Annotated in this window: 16 protein-coding genes; 7 read left to right on the top strand and 9 right to left on the bottom strand. The window is 41.2% G+C overall.

Annotation, left to right across the window (positions count from 1 at the left end; all coding sequences use genetic code 11):
* The first annotated feature begins 21 nt into the window (after nucleotides 1-21).
* The 6 genes from M2273_RS30275 (at nucleotide 22) to M2273_RS30250 (ending at nucleotide 5,493) form a co-directional block, all read left to right on the top strand.
* Nucleotides 22-807 (top strand): hypothetical protein, encoded by a 786-nt coding sequence (locus M2273_RS30275; protein ID WP_429402065.1) that lies wholly within the window; start codon nucleotides 22-24, stop codon nucleotides 805-807.
* 9 nt (nucleotides 808-816) lie between these two features.
* Nucleotides 817-1,722, top strand: a complete 906-nt coding sequence (locus tag M2273_RS30270) for a LysR substrate-binding domain-containing protein (protein WP_429402063.1) — start codon at nucleotides 817-819, stop codon at nucleotides 1,720-1,722.
* Between the two features lie 107 nt (nucleotides 1,723-1,829).
* Nucleotides 1,830-2,021 (top strand): DJ-1/PfpI family protein, encoded by a 192-nt coding sequence (locus M2273_RS30265; protein WP_429402061.1) that lies wholly within the window; start codon nucleotides 1,830-1,832, stop codon nucleotides 2,019-2,021.
* A gap of 35 nt (nucleotides 2,022-2,056) precedes the next feature.
* Nucleotides 2,057-2,383: a DJ-1/PfpI family protein gene (locus tag M2273_RS30260; RefSeq protein ID WP_429402059.1), complete on the top strand. Its 327-nt coding sequence runs from the start codon at nucleotides 2,057-2,059 to the stop codon at nucleotides 2,381-2,383.
* An 86-nt stretch (nucleotides 2,384-2,469) separates the two neighbouring features.
* Nucleotides 2,470-3,966 carry a 1-hydroxycarotenoid 3,4-desaturase CrtD gene (gene crtD / locus M2273_RS30255; RefSeq protein ID WP_429402057.1) on the top strand — a complete coding sequence of 499 codons (1,497 nt, stop codon included), beginning with the start codon at nucleotides 2,470-2,472 and terminating at the stop codon, nucleotides 3,964-3,966.
* Between the two features lie 126 nt (nucleotides 3,967-4,092).
* Nucleotides 4,093-5,493, top strand: a complete 1,401-nt coding sequence (locus tag M2273_RS30250; protein ID WP_429402055.1) for an aminopeptidase P family protein — start codon at nucleotides 4,093-4,095, stop codon at nucleotides 5,491-5,493.
* 160 nt (nucleotides 5,494-5,653) lie between these two features.
* On the opposite strand, the gene hemH is transcribed toward M2273_RS30250, so the two are convergent.
* From hemH to M2273_RS30205, 9 genes are all read right to left on the bottom strand, one after another.
* The gene (hemH, locus tag M2273_RS30245; RefSeq protein WP_429402053.1) at nucleotides 5,654-6,673 is read right to left on the bottom strand and encodes a ferrochelatase; all 1,020 of its coding nucleotides are present in this window, start codon (nucleotides 6,671-6,673) and stop codon (nucleotides 5,654-5,656) included.
* Between the two features lie 130 nt (nucleotides 6,674-6,803).
* Nucleotides 6,804-7,499, bottom strand: coding sequence for a fatty acid desaturase (locus M2273_RS30240; RefSeq protein ID WP_429402052.1), 696 nt, complete (start codon nucleotides 7,497-7,499; stop codon nucleotides 6,804-6,806).
* A gap of 28 nt (nucleotides 7,500-7,527) precedes the next feature.
* Nucleotides 7,528-8,379 carry a 4-hydroxy-3-methylbut-2-enyl diphosphate reductase gene (locus tag M2273_RS30235; RefSeq protein ID WP_429402050.1) on the bottom strand — a complete coding sequence of 284 codons (852 nt, stop codon included), beginning with the start codon at nucleotides 8,377-8,379 and terminating at the stop codon, nucleotides 7,528-7,530.
* 126 nt (nucleotides 8,380-8,505) lie between these two features.
* Nucleotides 8,506-9,180, bottom strand: coding sequence for a carotenoid biosynthesis protein (locus M2273_RS30230; RefSeq protein ID WP_429402048.1), 675 nt, complete (start codon nucleotides 9,178-9,180; stop codon nucleotides 8,506-8,508).
* Nucleotides 9,159-10,247, bottom strand: a complete 1,089-nt coding sequence (locus M2273_RS30225; protein ID WP_429402046.1) for a glycosyltransferase — start codon at nucleotides 10,245-10,247, stop codon at nucleotides 9,159-9,161. Before M2273_RS30225 ends, M2273_RS30230 begins: the two co-directional genes overlap by 22 nt.
* 3 nt (nucleotides 10,248-10,250) lie before the next feature.
* The gene (locus M2273_RS30220) at nucleotides 10,251-10,877 is read right to left on the bottom strand and encodes a 1-acyl-sn-glycerol-3-phosphate acyltransferase (protein WP_429402044.1); all 627 of its coding nucleotides are present in this window, start codon (nucleotides 10,875-10,877) and stop codon (nucleotides 10,251-10,253) included.
* Between the two features lie 35 nt (nucleotides 10,878-10,912).
* The gene (locus M2273_RS30215) at nucleotides 10,913-11,536 is read right to left on the bottom strand and encodes a lysophospholipid acyltransferase family protein (RefSeq protein ID WP_429402042.1); all 624 of its coding nucleotides are present in this window, start codon (nucleotides 11,534-11,536) and stop codon (nucleotides 10,913-10,915) included.
* Nucleotides 11,537-11,540: 4 nt separating this feature from the next.
* The gene (locus M2273_RS30210) at nucleotides 11,541-12,350 is read right to left on the bottom strand and encodes an alpha/beta fold hydrolase (RefSeq protein WP_429402040.1); all 810 of its coding nucleotides are present in this window, start codon (nucleotides 12,348-12,350) and stop codon (nucleotides 11,541-11,543) included.
* A 75-nt stretch (nucleotides 12,351-12,425) separates the two neighbouring features.
* Nucleotides 12,426-13,688: a 3-deoxy-D-manno-octulosonic acid transferase gene (locus M2273_RS30205; RefSeq protein WP_429402039.1), complete on the bottom strand. Its 1,263-nt coding sequence runs from the start codon at nucleotides 13,686-13,688 to the stop codon at nucleotides 12,426-12,428.
* Between the two features lie 249 nt (nucleotides 13,689-13,937).
* On the opposite strand from M2273_RS30205, the gene M2273_RS30200 reads away from it, so the two are divergent.
* The coding region (locus M2273_RS30200; RefSeq protein WP_429402139.1) for an NAD-dependent epimerase/dehydratase family protein at nucleotides 13,938-14,027 on the top strand (90 nt) is incomplete at its 3' end.

Genomic DNA, 14,027 nt, shown 5'->3' with positions numbered 1-14,027 from the left:
TTTTATATCCGAATGTTAACTATGAAAACCATTAAGCTGATAGTTGTTTTCTGCTGCTGTTTAATTTCAGCCCACTTGTTTGCGCAGAATAGCCCGCTGGCAATTGAAAGCGATCTGCTCCGGATACTTCAAAAAGTAAATTACTACGGTGCGCACAAAAAGGAATGGAAAGCCATTGATTCGCTGCAAAAGCAAAACAAGATCTTCGCATTTAAGCTTAAATATTATACATCCAAATATCCGGCAACCATCAGTCAAAGTTTTACTTCGTTAATAAAAGAGCGTTTAGTTATTGCAACTTCTGCCGATGGCATGTTCCGTACCTATTCATGGAATACCCAACTGGGTGTTAAAGGGTTTGATATTTATAATGTGCTGCAATACAAAGCCAACAACCAAACTGTTTCATTACTTAAAATGGATACTGTTGGCAAAAAAGGCAACCTCCCGCTTTGGTATTCAAAAATATATACTTTCACCGCCAACAATAAAACCTATTATTTAGCCCCATATAATTCCGTTTACTCACCTATGAAAGCAGGACAGGGTTTAAAAATATTCACTATTGAAAAAGGAAAACTCATTGGTAATCCGCCGCTTATAAAAACCCAAACCGGCGTATACAGCCAGCTGCACTATGATTTTGATGTAAGTTCAATAGCTGACTGGAAAGCTTACCCAAGTATTTACTTTGATAAGTCTACACAAACCATTCATACACCGCTTGTTGATTATAATCATAAAATGACCCATAAATTGATCACCTATAAATTCACAGGCCGTTTTTTTGAAAAGTTAAAAAGTTAACTTAGCCAAATGATATCCTTTGCTCACCGTGTTTTTATGGAAGTTGCTGCCAACCTTAGTTTTAGTAAGGCCGCGCAGGTATTGTTTGTAACGCAACCGGCTATCAGCAAACACATTAAAGCGCTGGAAGATCAGTATAAAGTGCCCCTGTTTGAGCGCAAGGGCAACAGCATCCTGCTCACCGAGGCAGGCAACAAACTGAACGAATACCTGCAGCAAGCCACCGAAATTGAACGAAAGATAGAATATGACCTTTCGGTGCTGAGCAACCTGTCGCAGGCGGCGGGGCATTTACGTTTGGGGGCCAGTACCACCATTGCACTATATATTTTACCATCCATACTTTCCGGTTTTCAGCGCGAATATGCCAATGTGGATGTACAGCTGGTGAACCGTAATTCCGAGTATATCCTGAACGCCCTGTTAAACCATGAGGTTGATATCGGCATTATCGAGGTGGATAACAAACTCACCACAGTATCATACAAACCCTTTATGAGCGATGAAGTGATCCCGGTATGCTCGGCTAAAAGCCCCTTGGCTGGCCGCTCGTTAACTTTAAAACAGTTGGTTAAAACGCCGCTGGCTGTGAGGGAACGCGGATCAGGAACATTGAACGCGGTATTAAAATCACTATCCGCACTCCATATCAAGCCTGCCGACCTATCGGTAAAAATACGCCTTGGTGGCACCGAGGCTTTGAAAAACTTTTTACTGGCTGACCAGTGCCTGGGCTTTATGCCACGCCCGTCCATCATCCGTCAACTGGCCGAGGGCGACCTGGTCGAGGTACCTATCGAAGGCCTGAAGATCACCCGCGATTTCTTTTTTATCCGCCGCAAAGGAACAGAGGATTATGGCCTCACCAGCAATTTTATCAATTTTGCGTTGGGGCATATTACTGATAAACAATAGTTTATATTTTTATCAATATCTAATTTCAAATACTTAAAACCATACCGTAATCCACCTGTAATTATATAATACTTAATTTTTATAATCTAAAATTAATATTATATATTATGGCAAGTTTAAGTAGCAGAAAAGTAGCAATCCTTACCGAAGAAGGATTTGAACAGGTAGAGTTAACAAGCCCTAAAGCAGCGCTGGAAGCAGCCGGCGCAACAGTCCATGTAATATCGCCCAAAAGCGGCACTATCAAAGCATGGGATAAAACTAACTGGGGCATTGAAATTAATGTCGACAGCAGTTAAGTGAAGTTAGTCCGGATGATTATGACGCATTGGTATTGCCCGGCGGTGTATTAAATCCCGATAAATTAAGGCAAAATAAGGATGCAGTTGCCTTTACATCAGCATTTTTAGATGAAGGCAAACCTGTAGCCGCCATATGCCACGGACCACAATTATTGATAGAAACCGGATTGATCAGAGGCCGCAGACTAACATCATACCCATCCCTGCAAACCGATCTTAAAAACGCCGGCGCCAATTGGGTTGACGAGGAAGTAGTCGTTGATCAAGGTTTGGTAACCAGTCGCCGACCAGCCGATCTTGATGCATTTAATCGTAAGGTTATTGAAGAAATTGGCGAAGGTGTACATCATGGTGCATAGTAAAGCTTCTATTTCGGAGAGTATAACAAAAAAGTACAATCGTAAATGATTGTACTTTTTTGTTATGGAGCAATTATCTTTACCCCATGCCTGTTAAAAAAGCCCTGATCATTGGCGCCGGAATTGCCGGAATTGCCACAGCTATCCGTTTGGCCGTAAAGGGTTATCAGGTTGCAGTTTTTGAAGCCAATAATTATCCTGGCGGTAAGTTATCTCAATTTGAGCAGGAGGGTTTCCGCTTTGATGCCGGGCCCAGTTTATTTACCATGCCGCAATATGTAGATGAACTATTTACGCTTGCCGGTAAAAACCCAGCTGATTTTTTTAAATACCAAAAGCTGGATGTAGCTTGCCGGTATTTTTACGAGGATGGTACCAAATTAACAGCTTATGCTAATACTGATAAATTTGCAGCTGAAGTTAATAAAACTACCGGTGAACCTGTTGAAGCAGTTAAAAAACACCAGGCCAACAGCAGTAATATTTATAATATCACCAACCATATTTTTTTAGAAAGGTCATTGCACCTGCTAAAAACTTACTTAAACAGGGATGCAGTGAGATCAATTTTCAGGTTTCCGCAAATTGATGCATTCCGGACCATGCATAAGGCTAATGAAGGTTTTTTTAAGGATGACCGTATGGTACAGTTTTATGATCGTTATGCCACGTATAATGGCTCAAACCCTTATACTTCCCCGGCTACACTTAACGTAATACCACATCTGGAGCAGCAATACGGCGTTTTTTTTCCGGAGGGAGGCATGTATAGCATCATTACCTGCCTGGTAGGATTGGCAGAATCATTAGGGGTCAAATTTCATTATGGTTCGCCAGTGGATGAAATCATTTTAAAAGATGGGTTGGCAACAGGTATAAAGGTTAAGGACGATGAGATAGCTGGTGATGTGGTAGTATCCAATATGGATGTGTGGTTTACCTATCATAAATTATTAACGCAACACCTGCATTTATTCCCTAAAAAAATACTGAGCCAGGAGCGCAGCAGTTCGGCATTGATATTTTATTGGGGTATCAAAAAAGAATCACTGGAACTTGGGCTGCATAATATTTTTTTCAGTACCAATTATAAAGCGGAGTTTGATCACATCTGGATAGACAAGAATGTATTTCAGGACCCCACCATTTACCTCAACATCAGCTCAAAATATAAGCCCGATGATGCACCTGAAGGTTGCGAAAACTGGTTTACTATGATCAATGTACCCGCCAATACTGGGCAGGATTGGGATAAACTGATTGCTGCCGCCCGCGAAAACATATTGAAAAAACTTACCCGCATACTGGATTTTGACATTAGTAAATTTATTGTATGCGAAAGTATACTCGATCCGCGCAGTATCGAAAGTAAAACATCCTCCTACCAGGGTTCGCTTTATGGCACCAGTTCCAATAGCCAGTTTGCAGCGTTTTTAAGACATGCCAACCGGTCATCAAAAATTAAAAACCTTTACTTTTGCGGTGGCAGCGTGCACCCCGGGGGTGGCATCCCTCTTTGTTTGCTTTCGGCTAAAATTGTGAGCGAGTACCCCCAGCCCCCTAAAGGGGGAGCAAATTGCTAAAATAGAATACATAATGAAAAAGGCATTAAAACCTTACTCCCTAATTACATTATAAAATAAAAAGCTTTTAACTTTATCCCTTCAACTTTTATCTTAAACACTCCCTTTAGGGGGTTGGGGGGAACTATGGATCTACAACTTTTTGACAGGCAGGTTTACACCGACCGCCGGCATATATTAAAGCAAAATATTGGTTCAGACGGCATTATCCTGTTACTGGGTAACGAGGATAGCAGCATGAATTATAAAGACAATTGCTACCCCTTCAGGCAGGACAGCAGCTTCCTTTATTACTTCGGGCTTGATGTGCAAGCATTGGCCGCGGTAATTGATACTGATACCGGCGAAGAAGTGATCTTCGGTAATGAGCTAAGCATTGATGATATCATCTGGACAGGCACCCTGCCGTCGGTTCATGAAATGGCTGCCCTGGTTGGGGTTACCCAAACCAAACCTTATGATCAGGTAATGCATTATGTGCACAAAGCCATAACATCGGGTAGGCGGGTACATATTTTACCACCTTATCGTCCCGAAAATAAAATTAAACTGGCTAACTGGCTTAACGTAAGTCTGCAGGATGTTGCCGATCATGTATCCATCAAACTCATTAAAGCAGTTATTGCACAGCGGGTAATAAAATCGCCGCTGGAGGTTCAGGAAATGGAAAAAGCCGTTTCCATTAGTGTAGATATGCAACTGGCGGTAATAAAAAACACCCGGCCGGGAATTAAATCCTATGAGCTGGTGGCTAAAGCACATGAAATGGCCATAGCCGCTGATGCACGTTTGGGCTATCCTGCTATTATAACTCCGCACGGCGAAACGCTGCACACGCATTACTACGGGCATACACTGCAAGATGGTCAAATGTTACTATGTGATATTGGCGCCGAAAATGCTATGCATTATGGCGGCGACCTTACCCGCACATGTCCGGTTGGCCGTAGTTTTACTAACCGCCAAAAGGAATTGTATGAAGTAGTACTAACCTCGATGAATCATGCTATCAGCATGTTAAAACCAGGCGTTAGATATAAAGATATACACCTGGCGGCTTGTCAAAAACTGGTTGAGGGCCTAACACAGGTTAACCTGATGAAAGGTGATGCTGCCGAAGCAGTGGCCGCTGGTGCGCATACCATGTTTTTTCAATGCGGCTTAGGCCACATGCTGGGCATGGACACACACGATATGGAAGACCTGGGCGAACCATACGTAGGCTATACAGATACATTGAAAAAAGACACCGTATTCGGACTTAAATCGCTGCGTTTAGGCCGCGAGCTTGAGGCCGGTTATGTACTAACGGTGGAGCCTGGTATTTACATCATCCCCGAGCTGATAGACCGCTGGCAAGCAGAAAAGAAGTATGCCGATTTTATTAATTACGATGTATTGAACACCTACCGCGATTTTGGTGGCGTGCGTATTGAGGATAACTTTTTAATAACCGATACAGGAAGTCATTTATTAGGTAAATATTTGCCGAAGACATTGAAGGAAATTGAGGGGTTGAAGGGATAAAGAATAAGATATCAAACTCATACGCGTCATTGCGAGGTACGAAGCAATCTCTACACAGGCAGGTTAATTATGGGAAGTCTAAATCTTTATAGTTACTCTGTATAGCATAGAGATTGCTTCGTACCTCGCAATGACATGATTGTTTTGTGCCTGATAAATCCTAATTCTCCCTTACCATTTTCTCCAACGCATCTATCCATATCGGCGAATCGTTAAGGCTTTCCACGAGCTGAACCTTTTCGCCGCCTAATGCTTTAAACTCGTCGCCGTATTCGGTTGTTACTTCGTAAACGGTTTCCAGGCAATCAGCTACAAATGCAGGACAAAATACCAGCAGACTTTTCTTGCCTTCTTTGGCCAGTTTGGCTACAATTTCACTGGTGTACGGCTGTACCCAGGGATCGTTACCCAGGCGCGATTGAAAACAAATGGTATATTTTTCCTTCGGGATATTTAATTTTTCGGCAATCAGTTTTGCAGTGTGGTGCGATTGTGCCGAATAGCAAAACTTATTAACATCGGTGATAGTCTGGCAGCAGTCATTTGCTTTTAAGCAATGCTGATGGGTATGATCGGCCTTGATCAATTGCCTTTGTGGCAAGCCATGAAAGCTGAACAGCACGTGGTCATACGTTTCGGGGTTGTATTTACTTGCGTTATTTGCAAAGGTCGCTATCATCCCTTCGTTATCATGAAAGGAATTAACAAACGTGATATTGGGTTTGGTTGGCCACTGCAACAGCAGCTCCATCACCTTGTCATAAACAGAACCTGTACTGGCCGATGCATATTGTGGAAACAAGGCAATAACCTGTATACTGTCAACTAAAGCATCTTTAAGCCGATTAAGGGCTGCTTCAATAGTTGGGTTTTGGTAGCGCATGGCCAGTTCAACAATGTAATCATCGCCAAGTCGCTGTTGCAGGGCTTTTTGTTGTAAAAGGCTGTAATGCATTAATGGCGAGCCGGTTTTATCGTCCCATATAGCCTGATATAATCTGGCCGATTTTGGCGCCCTGAACGGAACAATAAGACCCCGTACTAAAAGGGTACGACCTATCGGATTAATATCAATTACCCGCGGATCCATCAAAAACTCATTCAGATAAGTACGCACATCTGCCGTTGAAGGACTATCGGGGGTACCCAAATTCACCAATAAAACTGCTTTTTTACCCATAATTTAATTTCGCTGCAAAAATAAAAAATAAATGCCCCCTAACCCCTAAAGGGGGAACAAATTACAAATAAATGATGCCCCCCAACCCCCTAAAGGCGGAGTAAACAGACATAACCTAATCGTTTGTAAATCAAAAAACTCCCCCTTTAGGGGGTTGGGGGGCTTTCCACAACATCCACCAGGGCGTACCGGGCGAATCATGGTGCTCATAATGATATCCAAAAAAATAGCAGGATAAAAAAGCGAGTAAGTGGTTTCTTGACTGGCTGCGCGATTGATGCCTGTTATCATGCTCGCCCTTATGAGGTTGATAAGTGCCGAAATAAAACAATTGCAGGGTACTTAACAGCGATGGCACCACCCAAAACATAATCAGGTTAGGTTGCGGGATCCATAATTTTAAAATATTAAACAAAATGGCCATTACCACAATTTGCCAAACGGATAAGTAGTTACGAATAAATCTTACATACCAGCTCCAGAAACCACCTTCATGATAATCAGGATCCTGATTGGTATGTACGTGACCATGGTGCTGGTGGTGTTTGGTATACAGTTTTGGATACCAGAACGAAGCATATAGAAAAGTACAAATGTAGCCAATAAGGTTATTTATAGTGCGATTAGGTGATACTGTACCATGCATAGCATCATGAGCGGTTATAAACAACCCGGTGTACAAATGCATCTGCACCAAAATAAATACATAAAGCAGGGGATTAGCAAAACTGAAATGCCATTGCATCAATAAAATAATTGATGCGGCCCAGCAGCCAAGCACAAGCAGGGCAATAAATAAACCTGTATTTGAAGGGCTTTTTTGCATGTGTGGTATAACAGCAAAAAGCGTGCTGTTAAAATTTTTCCAGTTCGGCTTTTACTTCCTGCATCAGCCACATGGGGGTTGATGTAGCTCCGGCTATGCCAATGGTATCATTTGGCGAAAACATGGCCTTATCCAGTTCGCTTGACGATGATATGAAATAAGTATTGGGGTTATGTTTGCGGCATACCTCAAACAGCACTTTACCGTTTGATGATTTGCGACCCGAAACAAAAACAATTTTATCAAACCTACCCACAAACTTAGGCAGGTCCTTATCGCGGTTTGATACTTGACGACAGATGGTATCATTAGCTTTAAGGTTATATCCACGTGCTATCAGCTCATCCTTTATACCATAAAACTTTTCCATGCTTTTGGTGGTCTGGGTGTACAGCGTAATATTTTGTGGCAGTTTTACATTATCCAGCTCGGCAATGTCCTGGAAAACCAGGGCTTCGTTATTGGTTTGCCCTTCCAGCCCAATTACTTCGGCATGGCCGTGCTTACCAAATATGAGTATCTTCTCGTTGGCATCGTAGGATGTTTTTATCCTGTTTTGCAGTTTTAAAACCACAGGGCACGATGCATCTATCAATGTTATATTGTTCTCTAACGCTATGCGATAGGTATCGGGTGCTTCTCCGTGTGCACGGATCAATACCTTTTCGTTACGAAGGTTTTTCAGTTCGCTGTGTTCTATAATGCGTAGCCCCCGGGCTTTCAGCCGTTCAACTTCTTCATCATTATGCACAATATCGCCCAGGCAGTACAGATATCCTTCGTCGGCCAGTATTTCTTCGGCCATATCAATAGCATATACCACCCCAAAGCAAAAGCCCGAATCCTGATCAATAGTAACCTTTAACTGATACTCTCCCATTGCGTTACAAATTTACTGCAAAAATAACCTTTGATTGCAATGATTGTGTGATTATTCACGTGTTATATAAATTTTAATATGTTCATGAGAATGCCGCGCCTGGTCTCGTTGATTTTTTCAGGTCCCTTAATTCACAGTACCCAATGCCATAAAAAATATAAACTGCATAAACAGCAATACAGAGGCTATCATGCTTTGCTGTTTAAATTTAAATTTTTCAAAAACAAAAAGCATCAGCGCACTAAGCATGAACCAGCAGATATAATTTTTAATGGGGATGTTGTTACTTGTCCAATGCCAGTAATCAAATTGAGTGGCAATGGGCTCAATCAGCAGATCGAGCAGTACCAGTATTACAGCTCCCCCTATTATCCGAAACAACGTGTTCTTAATCCTGCTCCGCTGCATAAATACACCGGTCGAGTAGATTAGTAAAAACCAGTTCACACCTATCATCAGGGGTATACTAAACAATTTAATGCCCAATGTTTCCCCATAAACGTAACTGCCGAATAGCCAGCTGGTATGTACTCCCGTAAATTCGGCCATAAAACCCATAGTAAAGATTAGCAAAGCAAAAAGCAAAAATTTGCCGTTGAATCGGTCATGGGTATATAGCACTACACCCACCATGAGTAACAAATGCCAGGGTACTATTTTTAAAAACAGCACATCAAAGTAAGGAGTAACAAAACCAACAAAGCCAACAACATGAAACAGCACAATAATGATAATGGCTATACGATGGACAGGTTTCATGGTAACTGGAAACAGCTTTTTCAAATTTTGCGCCCTTTCCATACCGTTGTTTTGGTGAGGTATTTTTGTATGGATATAACCGCTATAAGCAGCATGTTTAACATTTGCAGGGGATGCATAATAATGTTGCTTACAGCGCTTTGGTCTGACAATAGCGAGATCATGGTACGGGTGAGCATAATTAAACCCAGCATAAAAAATATCAGGGGCAGGTTAAGGGTCATGATCACGATCATGGGGCCACCTATAACCAGCACTATGTAAATTAAAAAACCAATGATACTATAATTAAATGCTGCCAAAAAGTTTTTACCAAAACCGTTTATAGCTTCGTCATAACTTTTATACATGCGGCAACTTATCATCCCGTTGGCCAGCAGCGCCTCGCCGTTATAAGCCTCTGCTTTTATTAGCCGCATGATCTCAACATCCTCAACCACCTTGTTTTTAACCGCATTATGCCATTGGTGCTGATGATAAATGGCCGCATCAAACAACATGAACTGGCCACTTGCAGCTGCAACGGTGGCGTTTTTTACCAGGTAAATTAATCGTACGGGCAGCAGGTTTAATAATATAAAATGCATCAGGGGTACTACTGCCTTCTCGCCGGGGGTTTCCATTTGCTGGTTGGTGAACAGGCTTAATAAACCCAGCTGGTGCAAATGCATCCGGTGTACCGAGCTATTGATCAAACCCGGTTTTACCTCTTCATCGGCATCCAAAAAAAGCAGATATTTTCCATCGGCATGTTGAGCCAGCTGATGACATGCATAATTTTTACCTATCCATCCATCGGGCAATTTGGCCCCTTTTACTACCTTAAAACCTGGATGGTTTGCTGCAAATGCCGAACAAACCGCATAGGTATCATCTGTCGATTCATCATCTAATATGATCACTTCATAATTCATATAATCCTGCTTATGAATGGAGCGGAGCAGCGTTAATATATTATCCGCTTCATTGCGGGCCGGGACCAACACAGACACCCTATCGTTATACTGCTTGCCAACCCGGTGTAATTTAGGGTTCGATATAAAATTGAACAGGGTAACCGTAAAACGCAGGATGATAAAAAAAAGGGTGATTAATATGGCAATGATCACTTTTTATAATACTATTTGGGTTTGCAGCTGTTTTGCTGAATCATAATGTTGCTGATAGGCTGTTGCCAGCTCGTCTATATCTTTATAAGTTAAACTTTCGCTTAAAGTTTTCAAATAAACGTTAACACTGGGTTTTTTATATTTAAAATGTTCAATAAATGTTGCAGCAAACATTAACTGGAAATTATTTTGAACTCCGCTCATAATTTTCATTAAGCCTTTTTGAAAAACCATTTTATCTGTAAAGTTTGAATAAAGTTTACCTTGAGGGAAAATAAGCAGCATGTTTTGCGGATCGTTTAATAACCCTGCAGCATAATCAAGCGAAGCCATCATATCCCTGGAGTTTTTATTCACCGAGAATGCGCCCATATATTTAAAAAAAGATATCTGGCGTGCGGTATTTTCCAATATCATGACATGAAATTTTTTGCCCAGCAGTTTATGGTTTAAATAATACATCAAAAAACCATCCCACCAGCTAAAGTGATTAGCCAGCAATAAAATGGCCCTATCCTGAGCAACAACTGCACGATCAAACTTAACCTCATGAAAATTACGCCCCACTATCCACAGGATATAATGATGAAAAAACCAATGTATCAAACTGTTTTTTTGCGGATGTATCATGTGCTGCAAGATACTGATTGAAACTTTAATTTAAATCAGTGAGGTATATTAACCTGGTTTTTTAACGCCTGCTGATGAAAATCGTTGATGCGTAGTTTCAACTCTTCAAATGGTACTTTGCCTGCTACACCGCAATCAAACTGATGAATATAGGCCCGGGGTTTCAGTCCCTCAAAATAATCAATCAGTGTACACTGATAAACTATCTGACAGGGGCCTTTGATCTGTTTAATGAGCCGTTCAATACCTTTTTCAACGTGAATGTACGTGATGTGGTTGGAACAAAGTTCGCCTTGCGGAAATATGGTGACCAGGTTTCGCGGATCATTCAATAATTCGGCCGAATAGGCCAAAGATTCCAGCATATCACGCGACCCTTTTTTCATGGAGAACGCACCCCAGTATTTAAAGTACCAGTGATTCACAAAATGATCATACTGCATCATAATAAAAAGGCGGCGCTTTAAATTAGTGAAAGCGGCATAGTTTGCAAAAAAACCATCCCACCAGCTAAAATGATTGGTAAGCAGCAATATGGAATGCCCCGCCCGCGGCTCAAACGGCAAAACATTTACTTCCTTAAATTTACGCCCCATCCACCGGCGCATAAAGCGGAAGAACCATTTACTAAAAGTATCATTTCTGCGTGATGGCAACATAAATCTATCGTACTAAATATTCATCCAGTGCCTTAATTACCAGCCAGTGCCCAAGGGCCAGCTCATGCACTTCGGCATTATCCAACATACCAATAAAAGGCATAGCTGCCGATTTAGGGAACAACTGATCATTTTTCCCAAATATTAGCAAGCAATTAATTTTATATTGGTTTATCAGCGAGGCAACCTTTTCCACATTAGGCTTCAGTAGCCGTATCAAATTTAGTGTATAATAAGTATCCAGTCGCTTTTGCTCGGTATCTATTTCGTTATAGGCTATCTGGTACAGGTTATCGTCAATTATACCTGTTTTATTTACGCTTTTAAGTACAAATGGTGCCAGCCATTTACTTTTGGTAACCTTGCGAAACAGCAATTTGCCGATTGGGTTATGCAGCAAAAAATGAAAGCCCTTGTATACCGAAAGTCCGTCGGGAGCCATTAATATAATATCGTCAATGAGGTGTGCATACTCTTCTACCAGTATCAGGGCCAAGTTTGCGCCAATGGAGTAACCCATAACTGAAAACCGTTGTTCGCCATAAATCTTGAACCACTCCTGCATATAACTATGCACCATATTTTTAGGCATGCCTGCTATGATCTGTTCTTCGGTCCATCCTTCAAGTTTGCTGCCGCCATGAAAAAAATGATCAAAACCGTAAATGTGATATTTAGGTAATATTGATTTTTCGAGTACGTGAAACTGCTTACCCGTCATCCCATAGCCATGAAAGGCCAGCAACGGTTTTTGGCCCGAACCATATTCATGAAAATGCGCTTTACCCAAACCGGGCAGATGTAAAAAACCCATTAATAGCCCCCTAACCCCCTAAAGGGGGGAATTTTCGATGTGCAAATATGCAAAATTTAGAGAGGAGTTACCTCTTTAGGGGGTTAGGGGGCTTATATGCGCCATGATCATTTGTGTTGCCCCGGTATGTTCCTGCACATACTGGAGTATCTTTTTACTGGTAACATTATAAAAAGCCTCATCGGTAATCAAAGTATCCGTTATCCCCTTTAGCTGGGTTTCATTACCAATACTGAAGCCTGCCTTTAGGGCTATCAGTTCGCGGGCTTCATTAAATTTTAAATAATTGGGACCAAAAATTACAGGCAAACCAAAGGCCGCTGCCTCGAGCGTGTTGTGGATACCTACCCCAAAACCACCGCCTATATAAGCGATATCACCATAAGCATACAATGACGACAGCATACCGATATTATCAATAATAAGCGTTTTGAGTGGTGAGTTATGCGTTTTAAGTAAGTCTTCTTTTGAATTTTGAATTTCGAACTTTGAATTATCTTCCAATTCTGAATACCTTATTGCTGACCCCTTAGGCAAAAGCTCCATAAGCTTATTAATTTTTTCCGCGCTTATTTCATGCGGTGCAAAAATAAATTTCCACCCGGGATATAAAGCTGGTAATGTTGCCAGCAGCTTTTCATCTTCGGGCCAGGTACTGCCGGCTATAAATATTTTTTGCCCGTTTTTAAATTCGTTTACTAATAATACCGGCTTTGGCTGCTGTACATTGGCCCAAACCCTGTCAAAACGAGTATCACCGCTTATGGTTACGTTGGTAAGGCCAATGTTATCAAGCAATTGTTTTGATTGTTGGTCCTGTAAAAAAAAATAAGTTACAAAGGTTAAAATTTTACGGTGCAGGCCTCCATACCATTTAAAAAACACTTGTCCGGGCCTAAAAATACCCGAAATTATATACAGAGGGATGTCCTGCCTGTTAAGCTCATTAAAATAATGGTACCAGTACTCGTACTTGGTAAATATGGCTACATCAGGTTTTATATGATCAATAAAATGGAGTGCGTTTTTTGGGGTATCCAAAGGCAGATAATAAACAGCATCAGCAAGAGGGGTGTTCTTCCTGATCTCGTAACCCGATGGTGAAAAAAAAGTAATTACGGTCTTTTTATCAGGATGCCGCTCCCGCATGGCTTCTAAAATTGGCCTGCCTTGTTCAAACTCGCCAAGTGAAGCAAAATGAAACCAGATACTACCGTTAAAATGCCCAAAGTTTTGTTGTTTTCGACCTTTTATCCACAAGTTTGCCTTTGCATTAAAAAACGACGCGAGCCATATGGCGAAGTAATATAATTTGATCCCAATGTTATATAAAAACATCAATTTAAGTATGAATGATTATCTTAGCCGGGCATAAAAGTAATAACAATAATTACAATAAATAACTATGGCCCGCCCATATGCTGCAAATGTTTAGCTGAATTGATGGTTTACGGCATCCCAGCTTTAAGGATATAAAAATGTTATTTAAAAAATAAGATTACTTTTGACAGACGTAAATTTACAGCCAGCATAAAATAGCCAGATGCGGATTTTATTATCACCGTACTGAAAGAAAAACAATTAAAAATGGCAAACCGTAAACGGATATTAATAACCGGAGCAGCCGGGTTTTTAGGTTCGCATTTGTGCGACAGGTTTATAAAGGAAGATTACCAT

The organism is Mucilaginibacter lappiensis (assembly GCF_050433765.1).
Classification (GTDB): Bacteria; Bacteroidota; Bacteroidia; order Sphingobacteriales; family Sphingobacteriaceae; genus Mucilaginibacter; species Mucilaginibacter lappiensis_A.
The sequence above is the reverse complement of the archived record's forward strand: the minus strand, read 5'-3'. Positions and strand labels throughout refer to the sequence as shown.